We start from the raw sequence: 24,904 nt of genomic DNA, 5'->3' as shown, positions 1-24,904 counted from the left end.
GCGAGGCTCATTCCGCAAGGCCTCCGTCCCATGAAGCTTTCCACCGTCACCCCCGCTGACATCCGTCGTGCGCTGCTACTGCGCGAGGAAATCGCGCTGCTCGATCTCAGGCACGAGGCGGCGTTTGCCACCGGCCATCCCCTGTTCGCCGCCAACATGGCGGCGGATCGGATCGCGGTTGAGGCTGAGGCGCGGCTGCCGCGCAAGGACGTGCCGATTGTCATCTATGATGACGGCGAAAGTCTGGTTGGGACAAGCGCCGAACGGCTGCGGGCGCTCGGCTGCACAAATGTCCGCGCGCTCGACGGCGGCCTCGATGCATGGCGCGCGGCCGGCTACGAAGTGTTCGAGGACGTCAACTCCTATGCCAAGGCCTTTGGCGAGCTTGTCGAGGCGCGCCGTCACACGCCCTCGCTCAGCGCCGACGAGGTCGCAAGCCTGATTGCCGACAAGGCCAATGTTGCGATCCTCGATGTTCGCCGCTTCGACGAATACGCGACCATGAATATCCCGGGCTCGGTCAGCGTACCCGGCGCCGAGCTCGTGCTGCGCGCCGGCCGCGCGGCACCCGATCCCGACACCACCATCATCGTCAATTGTGCCGGCCGCACGCGTTCGATCATCGGCACTCAGTCGCTGATCAATGCGGGGGTCCCCAACAAAGTGCACGCGCTGCGCAACGGCACGATCGGCTGGACCCTTGCCAAGCACACGCTCGAGCATGGCGCCGGGCGGCGCGGTGCGATCGGGTCGTTTGAGGGCGCTGCGGCCAGTGCCCGCGACGTCGCCTATCGTGCCGGGGTTCGCCACATCGGCCCGGGCGAGGCGGCGGCACTCGCTGCCCAAACCTCGCGAACGCTTTATCGCTTCGATGTGCGCGACGCCGAGGAATATGCGGCGGGTCACCTCGCCGGCTTCCGCCACTACGCGGGCGGCCAGCTCGTCCAGGAGATCGACATGGCGGCGCCGGTGCGCGGCGCGCGCATCCTGCTGACCGACGACAGGAGCGTGCGCGCCGACATGACTGCGTCCTGGCTTGCGCAGATGGGCTGGGAGGTCTACGTGCTCGAAGGCGGTTATGACGGCGCGCTGGAAATGGGGCCGCCGCAAGTGCTGCCCAAGCCAGATCCCGCGCACCGGTACCGGCGTCCCTACGAGGGCACCGACGTCGCAGAAAGTGCGATGCAGGCCTATCTCGACTGGGAATACGGCCTCGTCGAGCAGCTCCGCCGCGACGCGACGCACGGATTTTACGTGATCTGAACGTGCGCAGGCAGGCCCGGCGGACGATCGAGATGGCCCGCCATCTTGTGTCCACGTGAAAATCATATTGTCTTCCGCCCCGCCGGCGACTAAGCCGCGCGCAAAGGCGATACTCACGGAGATCCCATGTCAGCCACAGGCCAGACCCCTCAGAGAACCGCGAAAGCGCTGCTGCTCGAGGGCGTCAATGACAGCGCAGTGGACCTGTTCAAGAGCGCCCGCTTCACCAATGTAGAGCGGTTGACCAAGGCGCTCGACGGCGAGGCGCTGCGGCTGGCGGTGAAGGGTGTATCGCTGCTCGGCATCCGCTCCCGCACCCAGCTCACCGAGGACGTGCTCGCCTCCGCCGACCAGCTTCTTGCGGTCGGCTGCTTCAGCGTCGGCACCAATCAGGTCGATCTGCTCGCGGCCCGCAAGCGCGGCATTCCCGTCTTCAATGCGCCGTTCTCCAATACGCGCAGCGTTGCCGAGCTCGTCATCGGCGAGATCGTGATGCTGCTGCGGCAGATCTTTCCGCGCTCGGTCGCGGCGCATGACGGCGGCTGGGACAAGTCGGCGACCGGCAGCCGCGAGGTGCGCGGCCGCACGCTCGGCATCATCGGCTATGGCAATATCGGCTCGCAGCTCTCCACCCTCGCGGAAGCCATGGGCATGCGGGTGATCTTCTTCGACCGCACCGACAAGCTGCGTCACGGCAATACCGAGCCGGTCGAGAAGCTCGAGGACCTCCTGGCCCAGAGCGACGTGGTCAGCCTGCATGTGCCGGAAACGCCGGAGACCGCGGGCATGATCGGCGAGCGCGAGCTGCGGCTGATGAAGCCGGGTTCGTTCCTGATCAACAACAGCCGCGGCACCGTCGTCGATCTCGATGCACTGGCGCGTGCCTTGCGCGACGAGCACATCGCCGGCGCCGCCGTCGACGTCTTCCCGGTCGAGCCGTCCTCGAACGCCGATCGCTTCAAGAGCCCGCTGCAGGGTCTGAGCAACGTGATCCTCACCCCGCATATCGGCGGTTCCACGGAAGAGGCGCAGGAGCGGATCGGCGGCGAGGTGGCGCGGAAGCTCGTCGACTATTACGTCACCGGCTCGACCATGGGCGCCGTCAATTTCCCGGAGGTGCAGCTCCACCTCCGTCCCACAGGCGCCCGCTTCAGCCATGTCCACCGCAACGTGCCGGGCATGCTGCGCCGGTTGAACGAGGTGTTCTTGCAGCGTGACGTCAACATCGCCGCCCAATACCTGGAGACGCATGGCGAGCTCGGCTACGTCGTGCTCGACGCCGATCTTGGCGGCCAGGATTCGAACGAGCTGCTCCAGCAGATCCGCGCGCTCGACGGTACGATCGGCGCGCGCCTGGTGTTCGAGCACTGACGCGCGAATGGGCTGACGGCTTTTTGCATCACGACGCTGTGACGTGTCCGGGCGGGCTGCGCTGTTGCGTGGCCCGCCTTCCGCTTTTTAGACTACCTGTGGTTACCGGGGTGCTGAAGACAAGTCTCGTCTAACAAGTCTCGTCTAATAAGTCTCATCGAAGTTGAGCTTAAGTTTCGTGAGTGCGGACACGATGGCCCGAGACCGCATACCGATCGACCTTGCACTTCAAGGCGGAGGCTCGCACGGCGCGTTCACGTGGGGCGTGCTCGATCGTCTGCTCGAAGAGGCATGGCTTGATATCGTCGCCATCTCCGGAACTTCCGCCGGGGCGATGAACGCCGCGGTGCTGGCCGACGGATGGACGGCGGGCGGTGCCAAAGGCGCGCGTGAGGCGCTGGACCAATACTGGCGCCGCGTTTCGCGCGCCGCGGCGTTCAGCCCGCTGCAGCGCTCGCCGCTCGATCGCCTGATGGGTCGCTGGACGCTCGACACCTCGCCGGCCTACGTCTTCACCGACCTGATGTCGCGGCTGTTCTCGCCCTACGATCTCCCGGTCGATTACAATCCGTTGCGCAAGGTGCTCGCCGAGAGCATCGATTTCGAGCGCCTCGCCGGCTCCGAGATCAAGCTGTTCATCACCGCGACGCGGGTGCGCACCGGCCGCGGCCGGATCTTTCGCAACGCAGAGATCACGGCCGACGTTCTCCTTGCCTCGGCGTGCCTCCCGACCATGTTCCGCGCCATCGAGATCGACGGCGAGCCCTATTGGGACGGCGGCTTCGCCGGCAATCCGACGATCACGCCGCTGGTCCGCGAAAGCGACGCCTATGATACCATCCTGGTGCAGATCAATCCGACGGAGCGGCCGGAAGACCCGCGCAGCGCGGCGGAGATCCTCAACCGGCTCAACGAGATTTCGTTCAACTCGCCGCTGATGAAGGAATTGCGCATGATCGCGCTGCTCCGTCAGGCCGCGGATCCCGGAAGCGGCGAGGGTGCACGCTGGGCGCGGATGAGGACGCACCGGATCAAGAGCGATATTTTGACCACGTTCGGCGCCTCCTCCAAGCTGAACGCGGAATGGCAGTTTGTTTCGATGCTCCGTGCCGAGGGCCGGCTGGCCGCGAGCGAATTCCTCGAACGTCACGGCGATGACCTCGGCCGGCGCTCGACGGCCGATCTCGACGTTCTCCTGGCGGAGTGCTGAGACGTGGGGCTTCTTGGCATTCTCGTCGGGCTCGGCCTGCTCGTGGTACTGGCCTTCCGCGGCTGGAGCGTCCTGCTGCTCGCCCCGTTCGCGGCGCTCGTTGCCGCAGCGTTCGGCGGCGAGCCGCTGCTCGCCAACCTGACGCAAATATTCATGGCGAGCGCCGCGGGCTTTTTGGCGCAGTTCTTTCCCATCTTCCTGCTCGGTGCCGTCTTCGGCAAGCTGATGGACGACAGCGGCGCGGTGACGGCGGTCGCCGCCTTCATGGCGAAGCGACTCGGCGAAAGGCGCGTGATTCTCGCAGTCGTCCTGGCGGGGGCGCTGGTGACCTATGGCGGCGTCAGCCTGTTCGTCGCCTTCTTCGTCATCGTTCCGATGGCACAGTCGTTGTTCCGCGCGGCCGCCATCCCGCGCCGTTTGATTCCGGCGACGATCGTGCTGGGCACCTCGAGTTTCACGATGTCGGCTCTGCCGGGCACGCCGTCGATCCAGAACGCGATCCCGATGCCATTTTTCGGCACGACGCCGTTTGCCGCGCCGGGTCTTGGCATCATCGCTTCCCTCATCATGCTCGGCACGGGATTGTGGTGGCTGCAACGGGCGGAGGCGAAGGCACGTCAGGCGGGTGAAGGCTATGGCGAGGAGGCGCAGGGTACAGCCGAAGCTGCGGCGGATGACGAGCTGTTGCGCGAACGCGCGACGACGGCGCGCGAGTTCGACCCGGCGGAAATCCGGCACGGGCGCCGCAGCGAAGCGCCTTCGCCGGTGGTGAACGCCATCGCGCCGCTGGTTGTCGTCGTAGCCGTCAATCTCGTGATGTCGCTCCTCGTGTTGCCGCGGCTCGATGTCTCATATCTGAGCGAGCAGCGTTTCGGCGGCACGTCGCTTGCCGCGGTTGCAGGCGTTTGGTCTGTTGTCGTCGCGCTCGCCACTGCAATTGCCACAACCATTGTGCTCAACTGGAGCCGGCTGCCGTCGCTGCGGCAGACGATGGATGCCGGCGCCAATGCCTCCGTGCTCCCGGCGATGAGTGTTGCAAGCCTGGTCGGATTTGGTGCCGTCATCGCCGCACTGCCGGCCTTCGAGATGGTGCGTGACTGGGTGCTCGCGATCGAGGGGGGACCGCTGGTGTCACTCGCGGTCGCGACCAACATTTTGGCCGCGCTGACCGGCTCGGCATCCGGCGGCCTCACGATCGCGCTCGATGCGCTCGGTCAGACCTATGTGGAGATCGCCGCGCGAACCGGCGTCGACCTCGCGCTGATGCACCGCGTTGCGGTGATCGGTTCGGGCACGCTTGATATCCTGCCGCACAACGGCGCGGTGGTCAGCCTGCTTGCGATCTGCGGACTGACCCACCGCGACAGCTACCGGGATATCGTGATGGTCGGCATCGTCGCGTCCCTGCTGGCGCTGGTCATCGTCATCGCGCTCGGCAGTGTCGTGGGTTCGTTCTGACGGCGGGCAATCCGGCGCTGGCAATTGACGGACGGCCGAACGTTGCGTTGAATGCACCCGCTTGTCGTTGATAACAAGAAAATGCGGGTGGAAACGATGACGCGTTCTCGGATCAGCGTAACCGTGTGTTTCGCAAGCCTGCTGATGGCCATGGCTCATGTCGACGGCGCGTCCGCGCTGCCGCTGGCCGAGGATGCAGACACCGTCTGCAAGGGCCTTGCTTCGGACGCCGGCGCCGTCAAGATCGACTCCGCGACGCTCCAGGCGCCGTCGCCGCTCGCCGTCGCTGAACGCGGACCGACGTCGTCGGGACGTGTCACGCCGGCCAATCCTGCTTTCTGCAAGGTGCTCGGTCACATTGAGCCGACAGATCCAAAAGCGCCGCCGATCAGGTTTCAGGTCAATTTGCCGGTCGAATGGAACGGGCGCTCGCTGCAATATGGCGGCGACGGATTCAATGGTGTCCTGATCACGGGCCTTGCGCTGCCGCCGGCCTATCCCTTCGACAAGCCTTCGCCGCTGGCGCGCGGCTTCGTCACCTACGGCACCGATTCCGGCCATGAGACCAAGCCAGGCGAGCCGCCCCAGGCCTTCGCGCTCAACGACGAAGCGTTCGAGAATTTTGCGCACCGCGCCTACAAGAAGGTGCGCGATGCCGCCGTCGCGCTGATGGAGCGCGCCTACGACAAAAGACCGCAGAAGATGTACTTCATGGGCTCGTCCGAGGGCGGCCGCGAAGGGCTGACCATGGCGCAGCGCTATCCCGAGGATTTCGACGGCATTTTTTCGCGCGTGCCCGTCATCAACTGGGTCGGCTTGCAGCATGCCGGCACCCGGTCGGGGCTGGTGACCATGGGCGACGCCTGGATTAGGCCGGCCCAGGTGAAGCTCGTGGGTGACGCTGTGCGCGCCGCCTGCGACAAGGCCGACGGCTCCGACGATGCGCTGGTGCAGGATCCCGTCGATTGCAAATCGACCTTCAAGCCACAGAAGCTGCGCTGCGCGAGCGAGCGGAATGGCGATCAATGCCTCACCGACCCGCAGATCAAGGCGATCGACACGCTGCATGGTGCTTACAAATTCCCGTTCCCGCTTGCCAACGGCCTCGATGATTACCCGGGCTGGGGCGTGTCGGGCGAGGACACGCCGTCCGTCGGCCCGACCGGCGGATGGACAGCGTGGTGGCTCGGCACGGCACCGCCTGCGCAGCCGCCGGCACCGAACAACGGGATCGCCTGGATCTACGGCGCCGGCACCATTCAGTATGTCTTCGCCCGCGATCCCAAGCTCGACGTCACCACCTACAAGCCCGAAGACCACAAGGCGCGGCTACTCGAAATCTCCCAACTGATGGATTCGACCAATCCCGATCTCAGCCGTTTTCGCGCTCATGGCGGCCGCCTGATCGTGCTCGAGCATATGGCCGACTATGCGCAGAGCCCCTATGCCGGCATTCGCTATTTCGAGAACGTCGAGCGCCTGATGGGCTCGGCGACGACGGACTTGTTCGCAAGGCTCTACACGGCGCCCGGCGTCGACCATGTCGGCTCCGGTGCGCCGGCCAATGTCGATATGCTGAGCGTGCTGGTCGACTGGGTCGAGAAGGACAAGGCGCCCGGCGATCTCGAGGTCACCGAGCAGAAGGTCGAGGCGCCGGCGTTTTCTGTTGTGCGCGCGCTGCCGCTGTGCCGCTGGCCAGCCTGGCCGCATTACAAGGCGGGGCCGGTGACGGACTCGGCAAGCTTCTTCTGCGCGCAGTGACGGAGCACGCCGGACGCGGATAGCTGGTGCGAGGCTGCCGGGACCGCCAGCCTCGCGTGAACCGATCGTCAGGCCGCCTTGACCTCGATCTTCTTGGCAGGCTTCTGCGCCTCCGCGGTCTTGGGCAGCGTCACCTTGAGCACGCCGCTCCTGAACGAAGCTTCGATCTTGTCGGCCTCGACATCCTCCGGCAGAGCGAACGTGCGCTCGAAGGAACCATAGCGGCGCTCGGAGACGTAATAGTCCTTCTGCTTCTCCTCTTTCTCGACCTTCTTCTCGCCCTTGATGGTGAGACCGCCATTGGCGAGGTTCACCTCGATGCCCTTCTCGTCCATGCCGGGCAGCTCGGCCGTGATCTCATAAGCCTTGTCGGTCTCGGCGACATCGACGGCCGGTGCGCTCACGAGCTTCTGCGCGAGACTGCGCTCGAGCCCGGCGAGCGAGCGGAACGGCCGACGCCAGAAATCGTCGCGACCAAAATCCTCGAACAGGCGGTCGACCTCGCCGCGGAGCGTCTCAAACGGGTTCCACGTTCCGCCGGAGAACACCGGTTCGTTGGTCTTCTTGGTCACCGGAAGCTTGGTTTCGTTGGCCACGATTTCTCTCCTTCATCTCTTTCTTTGAGAGACTAGAGTTCATTCGATGATCAAACGTCCACCTGTTCTCGCGACCAGTCGTTGATTTCTCTCAAATTCGCTGGACAATGCACCGGACGTCGCGGGCAAGTTCCCCGTGCTTACACATTGGTAAGCACAGCACACGCATCTTGCCGCGGCAGGCTCGCGTTGATTTGAATCAACCCGCTGGCGGGTGAACGGTTGAATGTCGAAGCGAAAGCTGGAGCGTCGACATGAGCGGCCTGGTGATCCCCCACGGTGCCTTCGTCTTCATCGGCGACGGCTGCAAGGCGCTGTTCCTGCGCAACGAAGGCAATCCCGCGCAGCCGAACCTGAAAACCGAGGACGTGTTCGCGGATGAGAATCCGCCGACGCGCGAGCAGGGGACCGATCGTCCCGGCCGTCTCAACAAGCCGACAGGGCAAAGGGCGGCCGTCGAGCCGACCGACTGGCACGATATCGAGGAGCATCGTTTCGCGCGGCGGGTCGCAGCCGCGATGGAGCAGCTCGTCCGCGAGCGCGACGTGAAGGCGCTCGTCGTCATTGCACCGCCGCGCGCACTGGCGGACCTGCGCGACGCGTTTCACGCGGACGTCAAGGCACGCATCGTCGGCGAACTGCCCAAGGACCTGACGCGGCTTCCGGTCGGCGACATCGCCCGGCATCTCGCGGCGGAGTACTAGACGCTCTAAAGCGCGATGAGATTGGGATGAATCGTCATCGCGCTTTAGGCTCTTGTTTGAGCATGATCTTTTCGGAAAACCGCTTCACACTTTTCCGGATCATGCTCCAGCGGCGAGAACGGTCATCATCCCGCCGCCATCGCTTGCGCGCCGCCGAGCAGCTGCGCATTGAGGCGACCGCCGGAGAACAGCATGTCGTCCAGCGCCTCATCGATGTCGGCGGAGATGACGGAATTGCCGCCGTCGCGTGCCAGGCTCGCCTGTGCCAGCCGCCGCATCAATTCCTTGATGAAGGCGCAGCTCGTGCCCGCACTGCGCTGCGCCGCTTCGGTGACGATGGCGTCATCGAGCGGCAGCCCCTTGCCGTAGAGCCGTACCAGCTTGCGGCGGCCGATCTCGTCGGGGAGAGGCACTTCGATGGCCTGGTCGATGCGGCCGGGCCGGCCGGCTAGCGCACCTTCGAGGTCCTCCGGCCGGTTGGTGGTCAGGACGAACAGGATGTCTGCGTCCTCCTTCAGCCCGTCCATCTCGTTGAGCAATCTGTTCAGAAGGGATTCCTCGCACGGCCCCATGTCATCGCGATCGCGGGCGATGAGATCGACATCCTCGATCACCACCATCGAGGGCTGAAGGAGCCGCGCCAGGCTCATATAAGCGCCGAGAAGGCCCATTTGCTCGGCGGTGATGATCAGGGTCGTATGCCCGGGCAGGTGCGTCGCGAGATAGCGGATGGTGTGGGTCTTGCCGGTGCCCGGGGGGCCGTACAGCAAAACGCCTTTGCGCGTCGACTGGCCGAGCCGGCGCAATTGATCGCGCGTGCCGACGAATCTCAGGACATTGCGATCAAGCAGCCGCAAGGTCTGCTCCGGCAGGATCACCTCGTCGCGTGCGACCGGCGGCAGGCGATGTACGGTGATGCCGCGCGAGCGGCCGCGATAATCGCTGTCGGCGTCGAGCGAGAGGATCTTGCCACGATAGGTGCGCGCGGCCTGCACGGCCTGCTCCAGCTCGCCGAAGCATCGTTGGACGAGGGCTGCGCCCGCGGCGCCCGAGGGTACGGCGATTTCGATCCGGATGCCGGGCTCGCGGCTGAACTCGCGATGCGCACAGAGCAGCACGGCGTAGCGGAGATCGCCCTGCGCGCATAGCCACAGCCCGTTGTTGAGGCACTTGACCGGGTTCTTCTCGCCAATGTCGACATCGAAATACTGGAGCGGCGCAATCGCCTGCGCATGGCGCCCGTCACGCAGAAGCCTTGCAATCGACAGCGTCTCGTAGCGTTGCTCGTCGTTGATGCCGAACAGCCGGATTGCGGAGGCGAACAGCCGGTCAATGGCCGCCTGAACGTCTGCGCGCATGTGACCGGGAAACTGGCGGACCGTGGTCACGAGCTTGCTGCGCGGAACGCCGGCAAAATGCCGGTCCAGAACCTCGCAGGCATATCCGAACTCCTCTTCTTCCGGCTCATTGCCGGTGTTGCCTGCAGCACGCATGCACTCGCTGCACAGCCAGATCGTACGGCTCCCGAGGCGCACGTCGGTCTGCGCCTCAGGCTTGCCGCAAAGCTCGCAAGTCGTCTTGACCGGTTCGAGCGTGATCCGCAGGCCATGACCTGCAAATTGAATGTGCTGGAGCGCGGATTTCAGCAGAGCGTCGGCGACGGACCGCGGGTAAGGGCCGCAACCGGCTTTTTCCTCTTGCTCGATCCGGGTCATCAGCGCGAGCGCCTCCCGCTCCGACTTGCCGAAAACCCGGCGCAGCAACTCGATCACAAATTCTTCCGGCGTATCTTCGTCATCGTGAATCACGAGCTGGGCCGGCCCGCTATCGCTGTGCATATCACTCATCATGAAATTAACTCGTGCTACAACCTGTGCTTGAATGGAACAAAGAAAGAACACAAAAAGTAGCGGCCGTCAAGCGTGACGGCCGCTCAAAAAAACCGGATGATTGAAGCCTAGTGCGCCGGCCCGCCCGCCGCCTTGACCTGCCGCGTCAGCAGCACGGCGATCGCGGCCAGTACCAGCACCACCCCGATCACGGCAAAAGTGTCGGAAAAGCCCATCACCAGCGCCTGGCGCTTGACCAGCTTGCCAAGGGCGATGACGGCCTGCTCATGCGCGGCGTTTGGGTCGGGCACGCCGTGGGCCATGAAATAGTTCGTGAGCTGCGCGATGCGTCCGCGGACCTCTTCGCGGCCGAGCGTCACCGACTGGCCGATGACGTTGGAGTGAAACTGCTCGCGCTTGGTGATGATGGTCGCGAGTACCGCGGTGCCGATCGCGCCGCCGAGGTTGCGCATCATATTGGAGATGCCGGAGGCGGCGGCCGCGTCCTGCGGCGCGACGCTGCCGAGGCTCAGCGCGGAGAGCGGCGCCAGGGTGAGCGCTTGTCCGACCGCGCGTACGATGTTGGGCAGCAGGAACTGATCGCCGGAATAGTCGAGTGACATTTCTATGTTCATGAAGGAACTGGTTGCGAACAGGATGAGGCCTATGGCCGCGATATAGCGGGTGTCGAACCGCTGCATCAGCTTCGGCACCAGCGGGATCAGGAGAAGCTGCGGCAGGCCGGTCCAGGCCAGCACGTTGCCGATCTGCTCGGCATTGTAGCCCTGCACCTGACCGAGATAAGCGGGCAGGAGGTACACCGAGCCGAACAGGGCGAAGCCGAGGAAGACCGCGGCGATCGTGCCGACGCCGAAATTCCACTGCGTCAGCAGCCGCAGGCGCAACAGCGGCTTCTCGACGACCAGCTCGATATAGATGAACAGCGAGAGGCTGATCGCAGCGGTAACGGCAAGCCGCACGATGAAGGGCGAGCCGAACCAGTCGTCCTTGTTGCCCTCCTCGAGCACCGCCTGGAGGGATGCGAGGCCAATCGCCATGGTCACGATGCCGAACCAGTCGCCGTCGCGCAGCAGGCCGAGCTGAAGCGGCTGGCGCTCCAGCGTGAAGAACAGCGTGGTGACCATGATCGCGGTCGGCACGACGTTGACGAAGAAGATGGTCTGCCAGCCGTAATTCTCGGTGAGATAGCCGCCGATCGTCGGGCCGATCGCTGGCGCAAAGGTCACCGCGAGGGAGAACATCGCAAGGCCAATCGGCTGCTGGCCCTTGGGCAGCTTGGTGAACACGAGCGTGAAGGCCATCGGGATCAGCACGCCGCCGAAGAAGCCCTGCAAGCCGCGCATCGCGATCATCGAGGGCAGGTCGTGGGTGAAGGCGCAGGCGACGGAGAATGCCGCAAACAGCGTCGCGAAGCTCAGGATGATGTTACGGAACGAGAAGACCCGCGACAAATAGTCGGTGAGCGGGATCACGATGATCTCGCCGATCAGGTATGACGTCGAGATCCAGGAGCCATTGTCGACGCCGGTGCCGATGCCGCCCTCGATATTGAGCAGCGAGGCGTTGGTGATCTGGATGTTCAGGATCGCCATGAAGGCGCCGATCATCGCCGCGAACACGGCGATCCAGATCGTGGCACTGGCGCGGTTCGGATCGGCGATGGCGCGATCAGGCGTCGCGGCCGGAATCAAGCGTGCGGACGCCGGGATTGTGAGGCTGTTGGACATGGCGCGACCCTCCGGAGGTCTGGTTTGCCTTGGTCTGGTTTGCCTTGGGTGAAGTCACTGCCAGCGCGGCGGGCGCGCTGGAACGCGTCGCAATCGTCGGGATCACGGACATGCCCGGACGCAGCGCGATCGACGGCGCGTTCTCGGCATCGAGCGCGATCCTGACGGGGATCCGCTGAACCACCTTGGTGAAGTTGCCGGTGGCGTTGTCCGGCGGCAGCAGTGCGAACTCCTGGCCGCTCGCGGGCGCGATGGAATCGACATGGCCGTGCACGACATGGCCCGGGAACATGTCGACATCGATGTCGACGGTCTGGCCGGCATGCACGTTGGTGAGCTGGGTCTCCTTGAAATTGGCGACCACATAGGCGCCGTCGGCCGGCACGATCGACATCAACTGCGTGCCGGCCTGGACGAACTGGCCGACGCGAAGTGTGCGGTTGCCGACCACGCCGTCGATCGGAGAGACGATTTTCGTGTAGCCAAGATTGAGCTCGGCCTGGTGCTGCACGGCTTCCGCGCGGGCGAGGGCGGCCATGGCCTGCACGATCTCGGCTTTCAACAGGTCGACCTGCTTGAGGGCGGAGGCGAGATTGGCGGTGTCGCGCTGAATCGCGGCGTTTGCACCGGCATCACGCGCCTGCGCCTGCTGCGCATTCTGCACGCTGCCGAAGCCCGACGCAGCGAGGTCCGTGTAGCGCTTGTTCTCCTGGCTCGCGAAGGTCTTGGCTGCAGTGTCGACGTCGATCGTCGCCCTGGCCGCCGCGATCACCGCCTGCTGAACCTCGAGCTGCGCCTCCTTGCTCGTGATGGTGGCGCTCGCGGCCGCAACGTCGGCCCGGGCCTGGTCGAGTGCGACCTTGAAGTCGCGGTCGTCGATCCGGGCCAGCACCTGGCCAGCCTTCACTTGCTCGTTATCGGCAACCTGCACCTGGACCAGGTAGCCGCTGACCTTCGGTGCGATGGTGGTGTTGTCGGCCTTCACATAGGCGTCATCGGTGGAGACGAGGAAGCGGCCGACCGTCCAGTAGTCCCAGCCATACCAACTCGCACCGGCTAGCGCCGCGGCCGCGACACCAGCCAACAACAGCTTGCGAAAGTTGAGCTTTCTGGGCGGGGCGGACGGCGTTTCCACGGGCAGCAGGCTCTCCGGAACGCTGGCCGGAATCCCTGTGGTTTCGATCTTGGATGGGCTGGTGTGGACGGTCATGGCCGGCTCCCTGAATTAGGAAACTTGACGGTTTCCAAAATAGGACTAGCTTGAAAACTGTCAATAGAATGACAGGCATCATGTAAAAGCATGGCTCAGGAAAAATCTTCCAGTGAATACCGCCCCCGTGGACGGCCGCCACTGCGCTACGACGGCGAGACGCGTCAGATCATCTTCGACGCCGCGCGGCACGCTTTTGCCGAGAACGGCTACGCGGCGACCAGCACCGAGGAGCTGGCGCGCCGCGCCGGCATTTCGACCAAGACGCTCTATCGGTTGTTTCCGGCCAAGGCGGCGCTGTTCGAGGCCATGGTCGCCGACCGGCTCGACCGGCAGCTCTCCGACGTCCAGCTCAAGGGCATCGATCACACCGATATTGCGGAGGCCCTATCCACCGCGTTGCTCGCCTGCGCCGACCTCGCGCTTGATCCCGAGGTCGTCGCCCTGCAGCGCATCGTGCTCCAGGAATCGGCGGCGTTTCCGGATCTTGCCGTAGCGTTCTATCGCAATGGCATTGCGCGCACGGCGGCCGCGCTGGCGCGCTGGCTGCGCGTCCAGGTGAAGGCGGAGCGCCTCGCGCTCGATAATGTCGAGGAGGCCGCGGGCATGCTGATCGGGATGGCCGTCTCGGCCCCGCAGCGCGCCACGATCTATGGCGGCGTGCCGCTGCCATCGCGCAACGAGATCGAGCGCCGCGTCCGCGCCGCCGCGGCTCTTTTCCTGGACGGATGTCGCGCCGCAACGGCGTGACGCCCACGCCGCTTTACAGGCTCGTTTTGCCGGACTATATATTTCGCATGCGAAATAAATCGAGCCGCGCATGACCTCGGCAAGGCACCCCCGGCTGATCTACCTCCTGAACGTCGCGCAGCGCCGGCTGCAGCGCTTCATGGCGGCGCAGCCGGAGAGCGAGGTGACGCCATCCCAGGCAGGACTCCTCTTCATCCTCGGCCGGCAGGACGGCGCCTTGATGGGTGAGGCGGGGGCCGCGCTCGATCTTGGGCCGGCGGGCATCTCCGGCCTCGTCGACCGGATGGCCGCGGCAAGGCTGGTCGAGCGGCGGGCCGATCGCGAGGATGGCCGCGCCTGGCGCGTCTGGCTCACCCCCAAAGGCCGTGCGGTCGAGGTGCGGGCGAAGGCCGCGGCGGCGGAAATCAACGCCGCGCTGACAGACGGATTTTCCAGCGCCGAGATCGACATCGTCGCGCGCTGGCTGACGAGCATTCAAACCAAGTTTCCACGAGCAACCGACGAATGAGAGGAGCCGTTTCATGACCGAGCATGTCCGGACCGAGATGACCAATGGCGTGCTGACATTGACCCTGGCGCGCCCCGACAAGAAGAACGCGCTGACCGATGCGATGTACGGCAAGCTCGCCGATACCATCGAGGGTGCCGAGACCGACTCGTCGGTACGCGTGCTCTTGATCCGCGGTGAAGGCGACATGTTCACCGCCGGCAACGACGTTGGCGAGTTCGCCGCGGTCGCCACCGGTAAATCCGAGGGCAGCCGCAACGTCGTCAGGTTCATCCAGTCGCTGGCGCGCTGCACGCGCCCGCTGGTCGCGGCCGTCCAGGGCCGCGCGGTCGGCGTCGGCACCACGATGCTCCTGCATTGTGATCTCGTCGTGCTGGCCGACAATGCGCTGTTGTCGACGCCCTTCGTCAGCCTCGCACTGGTGCCGGAGGCGGCCTCGAGCCTGTTGATGCCGCTGCGCATCGGTCACGTCCGCGCTTACGAGATGTTCGCGCTCGGCGAGGCCGTGCCGGCGAACACCGCGCTCGAATGGGGGCTCGCCAGCCGCGTGGTGCCGCTGGCCCAGCTCGACGCCGAGGCCGCCGCGCTCGCCCGGCGCCTCGCCCAGCAACCGGCCGGCGCGCTGGTCGCGACCAAGCAGCTGATGCGCAACGGCGAGGCTCTCGTCGCTCAGATGGCCGCCGAAGGCGAGCAGTTCGCAAAGCGCCTGCGCACCGCCGAGGCGCGCGAGGCGTTCACGGCCTTCGCCGAGCGCCGCCCGCCCGACTTCACCAAGGTCGCATGACGCCGGCCCTGACGGGAGCGTGGTCGGCGCCTCTATCCGCCTGAGCGGATTGAACGAAATGGCCCCGGCCCGCGACGAACGGGCATCTAGCTTGTGGGGGACCGATGTTGGCGTTGCGGATGATGGGTCTGGTCGTGGTGCTCGCTTTGGCGGGGCTGCCGGGCCATGCCCAATCGCGGGAGCTGAAATGCCTCGGCGATACCGACCGGCCGCTCAGCGAGCAGCTTGCTGCCTGCACCAAGGCGATCGATGCGGGTGCCTTCACGGGGCGCGACCTCGCCGTCGCTCGGTTCAATCGAGGCGTTGCGCGGATGACGGGCGGCGATCTCGATCGAGCGCGTACCGATTTTGACCTGGCAATTCTGACGGATCCCAGCTTCGGTTCGGCCTTCGGCGGACGCGGAATGTTCTATCGGCGTAAGGGCGAGCTGGATCACGCGCTCTCCGATTTCGAGCAGGCCGTTCGTCTTGACCCCACCGATGCCGAAGCGGTCAACAATCGCGGTACGATCTACCAGATGCGGGGTGATCCCGATCGGGCGCTCGCCGACTTTGAGACGGCGATCCGGCTCAATCCCAAATACGCCATGGCGGTCGCCAATCGCGGCCAAGTCTATCAGGCGAAAGGCGATCTGGACCACGCGCTCGCCGATTATGACGACGCGATCCGGATCGATCCGGCCTATGGCAGCGCCTATGAAAGCCGCGGCAGCGTTTACGGCGCCAAGGGCGATCAGGACCGTGCGATTGCCGACTATAATGATGCCATCCGCATCAATCCGAAATCATCGCACGCCTTCTACAACCGCGGCAGCGCGCTCCTGATGAAGAACGAGCCCGATCGCGCGATCGCTGATTTCGACGAGGCGATCAAGCTCGATCCGACCGATGCCATGAGTCTGCTCAACCGCGGTCTCGCTTACCAGAAGAAGGGTGATCTCGATCGCAGCATCGCGGACTACAGCGCAGTGCTCCGTCTTGAGCCCGATGAGGTCTACGCGCTGAACAATCGCGGCCTTGCCTGGCGCGATAAGGGCGCTTTCGATCGCGCGATCGCCGACTATGATGAGGTGATCCGGCGCGAGCCTGAATTCGTTACGGCCTATTACGGGCGGGGCCGCGCCTTCCAGGACAAGCACGAACTCGATCGCGCCATTGCGAATTACGACAAGGCGCTCGAATTGCTGCCGACCTACGCGCTCGCCATGCATTGGCGCGGTGTGGCCAAGCGGGAGAGGGGCGATGTGGCCGGGGGCGATGCGGACATCGCCGCCGCGAACAAGCTCAGGCCCGATCGGCGCTAAATCGGCCGCAGGCCTGCCGGCGCGCTGGTCGTCACCAACCAGCCGTTGCGCAAATTTGCATTGCAGCCAATTCGACTAAAAACTTAACGAAACATTGGCAGGTCGCCCGGCAAAGTGGCCGCGCAATCTGGGCGCCTCGGCAATGACGATAATCAAGAAATCGGTAAGCACGCTTCTCCTGGTGCTGATGGCTCTGCTGGCCATTGGTGCTCTGACCAGCACGGCGATCCAGATGACCGGAGCCATCGGTCGCTATCGTGACAGCCAGGAGACCGGACGGCTGGCCGCCGCCGACAAGGCAATCTTCCAGGGCGTGCTGTCGCTGCGGACCAACCGCGGCGATGCCCAGAGCGCGCTGCTTGGCGAGGACGATCCGCGCAACCGCCTGGCTGAGATCGAGAAGCTCGAACAGGCCGGCTACGAGTCGATCGCCGCAGCCATCGAGACCGTCGAGTTCGCCCGTCGCGAGGAGCTTGCGAGCACGTTGAAACAGCGTTGGGGCGAGGCCGCGCCGCAGTTCCGCCTGTTCTTCGACGAAGCCGCGCGTCCGCGCGCCGAGCGCAAGATCGACCGCACCAATTCCTGGTACGATGCGGTCACCAAGACCATCGATGCGGCGAACCTCGCCTCGACTGCGGTCTCGAACCGCGCCTGGATGAACGATCCCTTCATCGCCCGAATGATCCAGGTCCGCCGCCTCGCCTGGCAGGTGCGCGACCGCTATGGCATCCAGTGCTCGGCGCTGCGTCCCAACGTCAACGCGAGCAAGCCGCTCGACGAGACCCAGAAACTGAACGTGGCGCAATGGAACGGCGTCGTCGGCGCGGGCTGGACCGGGATCGAGGAACTTCTCGCCGCGCCCGATGTGACCGCGGACCTCGTCTCCACGGCCAAGGAAGCGCGCGCGAAGACCGACACGGTCGTCCAGCAGATCTCGCAGATCACCAAGAATTTCGACGGCAGCGGCCGTCCAGCCGTCTCCGCCCAGGAGTGGAATGCGCTCTGCCAGTCGCCGTTCGGGCCGATCGTGGCCGTCGCAAACAAGGCGCTGGACCAGTCGATCGCGCGCGCGGAAGTGGTGCAGGAGACGGCGCTCAGCAAGCTCGTGGTGCAGTCGCTGGCCTTCCTGGCGGCGCTGACAGTGACATTGGCCGGCGTGTTCGTGGTGCGCAATCGCCTGGTGCGGCCGGTGCAATCGCTGATGGGCGCGATCGCCCGGATCAGCGCCCGTGACTACGCAACGCCGGTGCCGCGGTCGAAATATCCCGACGAGTTCGGCACGATGGCGTCAGCGCTCGAGAGCCTGCGCGAGAGCGCGGCGACGGCGGAGCGGCTGGGTCAGGAGCGCGAGGCGCAACAGGCCCAACAACTCGCGCGATCCAGCACGGTCGACGCGGCCTGCCGGCGCTTCGACGACACCGTGCAGGCGGTGATCCACAGCGTTGCCGAATCCACGAGGGAGCTGGACGCCACCGCGACGGGGGTGCGCTCACTGGTATCGGAGTCGAGCAACCAGACGGCGGCGGTGTCATCCGCGGCCGAGCAGGCCACCAACAATCTCGAGACCATTGCGGCCGCGACCGAGGAGCTGTCGGCATCGGTCGGCGAGATCTCGGCGCAGGTGCAAGCCAGCGCGCGCGAGGCGCGCGAGGCGGTCGCGCAGGCCGAGCACACCAACGCCACCGTCGAGATCCTGGACCAGACCGCCGCGCGCATCGGCGAGGTCGTGAAGATGATCAGCGCCATCGCAGGCCAAACCAACCTCCTGGCGCTGAACGCCACGATCGAGGCGGCGCGTGCCGGCGAGGCGGGCCGCGGCTTCGCCGTGGTCGCCGGCGAGGTCAAGAACCTCGCCTCGCAGACGGCGACCGCGACCGAGGAAATCTCGCGCCAGGTCGCCGAGATCCAGTCCGCGACGGGGCAGGCGGTATCCGCAATCCGGTCGATCGGCGGGGCGATCAGCGGCATCGACGAGAAGATGACGGCGATCGCTGCGGCGGTCGAAGAGCAGCGTGCGGCGACCACCGAGATCTCGCGCAATTTCCAGCAGGCCGCGCTCGGCACCCGCGAGGTGACCGACACCATCGGCAGCGTCGCCAGCCTCAACCGCGAGACCGGCAATGCCGGTACCGTGTTGACGGAGTCGGTCAAGAAGATGTCGGCCGATGCCGACCACCTGCGCGTGGCGGTCGAAGGTTTCCTGGGCGCCGTTCGTTCGGCGTAGCTCCATCAGATCTGAAGTTCCCGCCGCGATCGGCATTGCCGCAGGTGCGCTGCCGCGCTAAATGGTAGCGGTACCATGCTCGCGCGGCATCGCGGGCGGCCCACCACAAAGTCGCGGCAAGAATTCCAGGGAGTAAGTTTCGATGTCGGCCACGCCCCAAACCAAAGTCCAGCGTCCATACCGGGGCGTCTTTCCCGTCGCCCCCACGATCTTCAACGAGCGTGGGGAGCTCGACCTCGAAGGCCAGCGTCGCTGCATCGATTTCATGATCGATGCCGGCTCGAACGGCATCTGCATCCTCGCCAACTTCTCCGAGCAGTTCGTGCTGACCGACGCCGAGCGCGAGACCGTGATGCATGCCGTGCTGGAGCACGTCGCCGGCCGCGTCCCCGTCATCGTCACCACCACCCATTTCTCCTCGGCCGTGTGCGCGGCGCGCAGCAAGCAGGCTGAGGCCGCCGGCGCCGCCATGGTGATGGTGATGCCGCCCTATCACGGCGCGACCTTCCGGGTGCCCGAGAAAGGCATCGTCGAGTTCTTCAAGGTGCTGTCGGCGGCGATCAACATCCCCATCATGATCCAGGACGCGCCGGTCGCGGGCACGCCGCTGTCGGTCGAGCTGCTGGCGCGCCTGGCGCGTGAGTTTTCCAACATCCGCTATTTCAAGATCGAGGTGCCGGGCGCCGCGGCGAAGCTGCGCAGCCTGATCGAGGCGGGCGGCAGCGCGATCGAAGGTCCATGGGACGGCGAGGAGGCGATCACGCTGATGGCCGATCTCGACGCCGGCGCCACCGGCGCGATGACCGGCGGCGGCTATCCCGACGGCATCCGCCAGATCATCGATCCCTATTTTGCCGGCAAGCGCGAGGAGGCCAAGGCCGCCTATGAGCGCTGGCTGCCGCTGATCAACTACGAGAACCGCCAGTGCGGCCTGATCGCCTGCAAGGCGATGATGCAGGCCGGCGGCGTGATCAAGTCAGACGCCGTGCGCCATCCCCTGCAACCGCTGCACCCGGCCACGCGCGCAGGCCTGCTCGAACTCGCCAAGGAACGCGACGCGCTGGCGCTGCGCTGGGGGAAGTAACGCGCCACGCACGCTGCTGTCGTCCCGGCCCCCGTGCGCAATTGCGCACTAGGCCGGGACGACGCCGAGGACGGGAGCGCGATCCAGCCTTCTCGGCAGCTTCCCTTTCGGCTCCAAGCGTCGAATTGGCGCGCTTCGGCCGGTTTCGCGCGGCGGCGCGATGACGTAATCTTCCCGGGCCGACCAGGCCTGCGGAGCAACTTAAAGACATCGCGCGTCAGCACTTCATTATGCCGTTATCCCGAGCCAGGTTGGCGCAAGCCGACGCAAACAGGGAGGCAGTGCCATGACAATGCGGCCAGATCCGACCTTCCACGCATCGCCAAAACTCGCGATGGAAGCGCCGCCCGAAAACTTCGCTTATACGTTGCTGCTCAGCCCGGATTTCTCAAAGCCCGACGCACTTGCGGTCATCGACGCCAAGCCGGGATCGCCGACCTACAGTCAGATCGTCCATACCGTGACGATGCCGAACAAGGGCGACGAGTTTCATCATTTCGGCTGGAATGCCTGCTCGTCGGCATTGTCTCCGCTCGCCGGGCACGCCTTCATCGAGCGGCGCTATCTCATCATTCCCGGACTCCGCTCGTCGCGAATCTACATCATCGACACCAAGCCTGATCCGACCCAAGCGAAAATTCACAAGGTCATCGAGCCGGAGGAAGTCTTCAAGAAAACCGGCTACTCGCGGCCACACACCATCCATTGCGGGCCGGACGGCATCTACGTCAGCACGCTCGGCGGTGGCGGCAAGGACGGCACGAGCGGGCCTCCCGGCGTCTTCATCATGGATTGCGAGACGTTCGAGGTGCTCGGTCGCTGGGAGATCGATCGCGGTCCGCAGACGCTGCACTATGACTTCTGGTGGAATCTGCCGCGCGACTACATGGTGACGAGCGAGTGGGGGCTGCCGCCGCAATTCGAGAACGGGATCGTACCCGAAGATCTCCTGTCGAACAAATATGGCCACCGGCTCCACTTCTGGGATCTCCGGGCCCGGCGCAACGTCCAGACCATCGACCTCGGTGCCAACCATCAGATGGCGCTGGAGGTGCGGCCCGCGCACGATCCGGTTCGTGAATATGGCTTTGCCGGCGTGGTGGTCGACACCACCAATCTGGAAGGCTCGATCTGGACCTGGTGGCGCGAGGGCGGAAAATTCCACGCCGAAAAGACGGCGACGATTCCACCGGAGCCTGCGCCGAAGGAAAAGCTTCCGCCGCTCTTGCAGGGCTTTGGTGCGGTCCCGCCACTGGTGACCGACATCGATCTGTCGATGGACGACAGGTTTCTCTACGTCTCCTGCTGGGGCACCGGCGAGATGCGCCAGTACGACGTCAGCGATCCCCGGAAACCCAAGCTTGCGGGCTCGGTGTACACCGGAGGCATCGTGCGTCGCGCGCCGCATCCGAGCGGCAAGGCCTATGCCGGTGGCCCGCAGATGGTCGAGATCAGCCGCGACGGCAAGCGGGTGTACTGGACCAACTCGCTCTACTCGACCTGGGACGACCAGTTCTATCCCGATGGCGTTCCCGGCGTCGAAGTGATGGCCAATGTCGGTCGCAGCGGCGGGCTCGAACTCGCCAGCGATTATTTCGTCAGCTTCCCGGAAGGCTATCGGGCCCATCAGGTCAGGCTTGAGGGCGGCGACTGTTCGACGGATTCCTTTTGCTATCCGTCGGCCTAGATTGGGGAGAGGCGAGCCGGACACTTGGCTGGCTCTGGCTCGCTCTCCTTGCGAGCGGCATCTATCACGGCATCAATCCGGGAATGGGATGGCCGCTCGCGGTTTCGGCAGGGCTCATGGAACGAAGTCCGCGCGCGCTGCTTGGCGCGCTCGGAGCGCTGTCGGCGGGGCATCTGCTGGCAACGTTCCTGGTGTTGCTGCCGTTCGCGCTGCTGCTGGCGCTGGCCGAGTGGCAGCGTCCGATCCAGCTCGGCGCGAGCCTGCTGGTGATCGGCTTCGGCGCCTACCGTCTCATCGACCGGCGCCATCCGCGGGCGCTGGCGCGGATACCGCCAACACAGTTGGCGCTGTGGTCGTTTGCGGTTGCCATCGCCCATGGCGCCGCGTTGATGCTGGTGCCGATCTATCTCGGGCTGTGCCAGGCCGCTGACCTCGACGCGGCCCACCAAGCGGCCGGCGCTCTCGTCACGGCGAATCTTGCAATGGCGGTGCTGGTTTCGCTCGTGCACGTCCTCGCCATGGTCGCGGCGGGCGGTTGCCTTGGGTGGCTAGTCTACCGCTATCTCGGTCTCAAGTTCGTATCGCGAAGCTGGTTCAATCTGGATGCGGTCTGGGCTGCGAGCCTCGTCCTGGTCGGCGCCGCAGCGCTCGCATTCAACCTCGCGAGCTGGCGATGAGCCTCACCTCGTCAGCGGCCACTCGCCGATGATGTGAAAGCGTGCCGCGGCGTTTTCCTGCCGGAACAGCGCGATGCGGTCGATGGCGAGCGTTACAAGGCGCAGCTCCGCAAACCGCTTCCGCAGCATCTCGACGATCGGCCCGCGCCGCTCCGCATCGAGCCGGCCCGTGAGCGTCATGTGGAAGCGGAATTCTTCCATCACGTAAGGGTAGCCCCAGCGATCGAGATAATCGCGCTGCCGCTCGGGCAGTCTTTCCGGGGTGCGCCTCGCGCGATCGTCCGCCGTCAGCGGTGCACGAAACGCATCGAAATCGCGCACGCAGTCGGCGGCGAGCTGCGTCAATTCGCGGACCGGCTCGGCCGGGATCACCGCGATGAAGCCGCTGATGGAATCCACGACCGGGCGAATCATGGGGATCGGCCGCGGCTTGCCCGCCAACGCTGCGCACGCCGCAACCAGCTCGGCCTCGGTCTTTCCGCCCGCGAGCGCCATCGGCGCCTTCAGCGTGCCATGAAAACCATATTTGCGGGGATCGGCCGTGACGTCGTGCCAACCGGCTGCAAGCTGCAGCGCATCGGCAGGAAAAGGCAGCTCACGGCCGGTGTGGGCATCATAGCCGAGCAGCTCGGCGCCGAAGCGCGACAGCGCGCTCTCGGCATCGGCGGCATAGTAGATCGCGTAGCGGGGGAAACCTGTCATCGCCTCAGATATAGCGGGTTTAGACGGCGGCGATAGCCTCACGCGGCGCCGCGGCTGAGCCCAGCAGGCGCGTGCCATCGGTGAGTTGGACGAGCTTGCCTGCGGCGATCACCGCGACCACTCGCGGCCGCAGCGGCACGGTGTCGTCGACCAGCAGGATGTCGGCGCGCCGTCCCTCCTTGATCATACCGCGATCGGACAGGCCTGCGGCCTCTGCCGGTGCTTCCGAAATCAGCTTCCAGGCCTGCGCCAGCGGAAGCACGCCATCAGCCACGAGCCGGAAGGTGGCGAGCAATTGCGCCGGATAATAATAGTCGGACGCCAGCACCGAGCAGAGCCCTTTGGCGATCATGTCGGACGCCCTGGTCCAGCCGGTGTGGCTGCCGCCGCGCACCACGTTCGGCGCGCCATAGATGATGGCGTCACCGGCCGCCGCGGCCTCGCGCGCCGTCTCCTCGTTGACCGGAAATTCGGCGATCGTGACACCCATATCACGATACGCCTTGCGCATCGCCGGTGTCGCGTCGTCATGCGAGAGCATCCGCACCTCGGCCACGCGCGCCGCGGCGGCGAGCCGCGCAGTCGACGCCGGAACGTCCGCCGCGCGAGCGGCGACGCGGCCGACCAGCTCTTCAAGGGCCGCGTCGGACAGTCCGGTCCGGTCGACCAGGCGGCCACGCTTGTTTGGCTTCGCCAGATCGCGGATGGTCGAAGCCATGTGATCGTTGAAGGCGAACAGATCGATCCGTCCTTCGGCGAGCCATTGGCCGATCTCGTCCTCCGCGTCGAGATTGTAGGTCTCGTGCCGCAGATGGAAGCGGATGTCGGCGGCAAATTGCGGCCGCAAGCGCTCGATCGCCTCGAGCGTGCGCCGTGCATTGTCGCCAGAGCGCAAGCCCGGCTCCCACGACCAGGTCGTGCCATGGAAGACGGTGGTGATGCCGTTGCTGACGGCCTGCCGGTCGCTGTCGGCGAGCGCCACGTCGATCGGGAAGTCGACGCCCGGGCGCGGCATCATCTGCCGCTCGAAGGCGTCGCCATGCAGGTCGACGATGCCCGGCAGGACCAGCAGGTTGCGGGCGTCGATTGCGAGCCGCGCGCGTCCGCGTCCGATCTCCGCGATATCCTGCCCGGAAACAACAAGTGACGTTTCGACGATCTCCGAGCCGATCAGGGCCCGGCCGCCCTCAAGAAAAATTTCGGTCACGCGAGGATGCTTCGCTTGCTGAGGGAAGAATGGTTGGCAACGAGCCGTGCTTCGTACTTTGCGAGGAAATCTTCAATCCCGAGCCTGCGGAAATCAGGCAAGGCCTCGCGCAAGCTTTCGTGATCCCAGTCCCACCAGGCGAGCCTTGCCAGCCGGCCGGCGATCTCGTCGGAGAACCGCCGCCGGACCGGGCGGGCCGGATTGCCGGCGACGATGGTGTAGGCGGGAACGTCCTTGGTGACGATGGCGCCTGCCGCCACCACGGCACCGGTGCCGATATTGCGGCCCGGCAGCACGATCGCGCCATGGCCGATCCAGACGTCATGGCCGATATGGACATGATGCTGGCGCCGCCAGTCGAAGAACTCGGCCTCGTCGCTCTCGCCCGGAAAATAGGCACTGGCACGATAGGTAAAATGCGCCTGGCTGGCGCGGCGCATCGGGTGGTTGCCGGGATTGATGCGCGTCATCGCTGCGATCGAGCAGAATTTTCCGATCGTCGTGTAAGTGATCTGGGCATCGTTCACGACGTAGGAATAGTCCCCCATCCTCACCTCGTGCAGGATCGTGCGCGCGCCGACCTCGCAATAGGCGCCGAGCTTGGTCTCGTGCAGCTTGGCAGTGGGATCGATGGTCGGTTGGACCGAAAGCGCTTTGGCGACCATGGTGCGTCCGTCAACAGGGGAGGGGAGTTCGTCTTCGAGCGCCTTGATGACGATGTCATGACGAGGAGATGACAGGGGACGACGTGCGTAGCATCGCCGCACCGCAGTGCCCCTGTCACACAAATGTAAAGCGGCGGCGTTAGCGGTTGGGCCCAGCTAGTT

The 24,904-nt window shown here is 65.4% G+C and carries 21 protein-coding genes; 14 read left to right on the top strand and 7 right to left on the bottom strand.

Annotated features, from left to right (window positions below):
- Positions 1-30: 30 nt before the first annotated feature.
- The 5 genes from YUU_RS0101540 (at position 31) to YUU_RS0101520 (ending at position 7,063) form a co-directional block, all read left to right on the top strand.
- Positions 31-1,263: a rhodanese-like domain-containing protein gene (locus YUU_RS0101540; RefSeq protein WP_027520763.1), complete on the top strand. Its 1,233-nt coding sequence runs from the start codon at positions 31-33 to the stop codon at positions 1,261-1,263.
- Positions 1,264-1,389: 126 nt separating this feature from the next.
- Positions 1,390-2,634 carry a phosphoglycerate dehydrogenase gene (gene serA / locus YUU_RS0101535; RefSeq protein ID WP_027520762.1) on the top strand — a complete coding sequence of 415 codons (1,245 nt, stop codon included), beginning with the start codon at positions 1,390-1,392 and terminating at the stop codon, positions 2,632-2,634.
- A gap of 193 nt (positions 2,635-2,827) precedes the next feature.
- Positions 2,828-3,844, top strand: coding sequence for a patatin-like phospholipase family protein (locus YUU_RS0101530; RefSeq protein ID WP_027520761.1), 1,017 nt, complete (start codon positions 2,828-2,830; stop codon positions 3,842-3,844).
- A 3-nt stretch (positions 3,845-3,847) separates the two neighbouring features.
- Entirely contained in the window at positions 3,848-5,302 is a 1,455-nt protein-coding gene (locus YUU_RS0101525; RefSeq protein ID WP_027520760.1) for a GntP family permease, read from the top strand.
- A 144-nt stretch (positions 5,303-5,446) separates the two neighbouring features.
- Positions 5,447-7,063, top strand: coding sequence for a tannase/feruloyl esterase family alpha/beta hydrolase (locus tag YUU_RS0101520; RefSeq protein ID WP_371260466.1), 1,617 nt, complete (start codon positions 5,447-5,449; stop codon positions 7,061-7,063).
- Positions 7,064-7,131: 68 nt separating this feature from the next.
- Here the strand turns inward: YUU_RS0101520 and YUU_RS0101515 are convergent, their stop codons facing one another.
- Entirely contained in the window at positions 7,132-7,659 is a 528-nt protein-coding gene (locus tag YUU_RS0101515) for an Hsp20/alpha crystallin family protein (RefSeq protein WP_027520758.1), read from the bottom strand.
- Positions 7,660-7,913: 254 nt separating this feature from the next.
- On the opposite strand from YUU_RS0101515, the gene YUU_RS0101510 reads away from it, so the two are divergent.
- Positions 7,914-8,363 carry a host attachment protein gene (locus tag YUU_RS0101510; protein WP_027520757.1) on the top strand — a complete coding sequence of 150 codons (450 nt, stop codon included), beginning with the start codon at positions 7,914-7,916 and terminating at the stop codon, positions 8,361-8,363.
- Positions 8,364-8,488: 125 nt separating this feature from the next.
- Here YUU_RS0101510 and YUU_RS0101505 read toward each other — a convergent pair whose 3' ends face one another.
- From YUU_RS0101505 to YUU_RS0101495, 3 genes are all read right to left on the bottom strand, one after another.
- Positions 8,489-10,213, bottom strand: coding sequence for an ATP-dependent Clp protease adaptor ClpS (locus tag YUU_RS0101505; RefSeq protein ID WP_245287923.1), 1,725 nt, complete (start codon positions 10,211-10,213; stop codon positions 8,489-8,491).
- Between the two features lie 107 nt (positions 10,214-10,320).
- A complete protein-coding gene (locus YUU_RS0101500; protein WP_198031678.1) occupies positions 10,321-11,940 on the bottom strand; it encodes a DHA2 family efflux MFS transporter permease subunit in 1,620 nt (539 codons plus the stop codon).
- Entirely contained in the window at positions 11,882-13,150 is a 1,269-nt protein-coding gene (locus tag YUU_RS0101495) for an HlyD family secretion protein (protein WP_027520754.1), read from the bottom strand. The genes YUU_RS0101500 and YUU_RS0101495 overlap by 59 nt, the downstream gene beginning before the upstream one ends.
- Before the next feature lie 90 nt (positions 13,151-13,240).
- Here YUU_RS0101495 and YUU_RS0101490 point away from each other — a divergent pair, with 90 nt between their 5' ends.
- From YUU_RS0101490 to YUU_RS0101455, 8 genes are all read left to right on the top strand, one after another.
- On the top strand, positions 13,241-13,900 hold the full coding sequence (locus YUU_RS0101490; protein ID WP_027520753.1) for a TetR/AcrR family transcriptional regulator: 660 nt from the start codon (positions 13,241-13,243) through the stop codon (positions 13,898-13,900).
- Between the two features lie 70 nt (positions 13,901-13,970).
- Complete coding sequence (locus YUU_RS0101485) at positions 13,971-14,408, top strand: MarR family winged helix-turn-helix transcriptional regulator (RefSeq protein WP_027520752.1); 438 nt, start codon at positions 13,971-13,973, stop codon at positions 14,406-14,408.
- 13 nt (positions 14,409-14,421) lie between these two features.
- Positions 14,422-15,192 (top strand): enoyl-CoA hydratase, encoded by a 771-nt coding sequence (locus YUU_RS0101480; RefSeq protein WP_027520751.1) that lies wholly within the window; start codon positions 14,422-14,424, stop codon positions 15,190-15,192.
- 104 nt (positions 15,193-15,296) lie between these two features.
- Positions 15,297-16,496 carry a tetratricopeptide repeat protein gene (locus YUU_RS49860; protein ID WP_051389571.1) on the top strand — a complete coding sequence of 400 codons (1,200 nt, stop codon included), beginning with the start codon at positions 15,297-15,299 and terminating at the stop codon, positions 16,494-16,496.
- Positions 16,497-16,638: 142 nt separating this feature from the next.
- Positions 16,639-18,720 (top strand): methyl-accepting chemotaxis protein, encoded by a 2,082-nt coding sequence (locus YUU_RS0101470; protein ID WP_027520750.1) that lies wholly within the window; start codon positions 16,639-16,641, stop codon positions 18,718-18,720.
- 142 nt (positions 18,721-18,862) lie between these two features.
- Complete coding sequence (locus YUU_RS0101465; protein WP_027520749.1) at positions 18,863-19,804, top strand: dihydrodipicolinate synthase family protein; 942 nt, start codon at positions 18,863-18,865, stop codon at positions 19,802-19,804.
- 286 nt (positions 19,805-20,090) lie between these two features.
- On the top strand, positions 20,091-21,491 hold the full coding sequence (locus tag YUU_RS0101460) for a selenium-binding protein SBP56-related protein (protein WP_027520748.1): 1,401 nt from the start codon (positions 20,091-20,093) through the stop codon (positions 21,489-21,491).
- An 83-nt stretch (positions 21,492-21,574) separates the two neighbouring features.
- The gene (locus tag YUU_RS0101455) at positions 21,575-22,168 is read left to right on the top strand and encodes a hypothetical protein (RefSeq protein WP_035660903.1); all 594 of its coding nucleotides are present in this window, start codon (positions 21,575-21,577) and stop codon (positions 22,166-22,168) included.
- Positions 22,169-22,171: 3 nt separating this feature from the next.
- Here YUU_RS0101455 and YUU_RS0101450 read toward each other — a convergent pair whose 3' ends face one another.
- The 3 genes from YUU_RS0101450 to YUU_RS0101440 are packed head-to-tail and all read right to left on the bottom strand — an operon-like array spanning position 22,172 to position 24,742.
- On the bottom strand, positions 22,172-22,870 hold the full coding sequence (locus tag YUU_RS0101450) for a DUF1045 domain-containing protein (RefSeq protein ID WP_027520746.1): 699 nt from the start codon (positions 22,868-22,870) through the stop codon (positions 22,172-22,174).
- 19 nt (positions 22,871-22,889) lie between these two features.
- Entirely contained in the window at positions 22,890-24,077 is a 1,188-nt protein-coding gene (locus YUU_RS0101445) for an alpha-D-ribose 1-methylphosphonate 5-triphosphate diphosphatase (protein ID WP_027520745.1), read from the bottom strand.
- Entirely contained in the window at positions 24,074-24,742 is a 669-nt protein-coding gene (locus YUU_RS0101440; protein ID WP_027520744.1) for a chloramphenicol acetyltransferase, read from the bottom strand. The genes YUU_RS0101445 and YUU_RS0101440 overlap by 4 nt, the downstream gene beginning before the upstream one ends.
- Positions 24,743-24,904: the final 162 nt, after the last annotated feature.

The sequence above is a fragment of the Bradyrhizobium sp. Ec3.3 genome (genome assembly GCF_000472925.1).
In the GTDB taxonomy this organism is placed as follows: domain Bacteria; phylum Pseudomonadota; class Alphaproteobacteria; order Rhizobiales; family Xanthobacteraceae; genus Bradyrhizobium.
The sequence above is the reverse complement of the archived record's forward strand: the minus strand, read 5'-3'. Positions and strand labels throughout refer to the sequence as shown.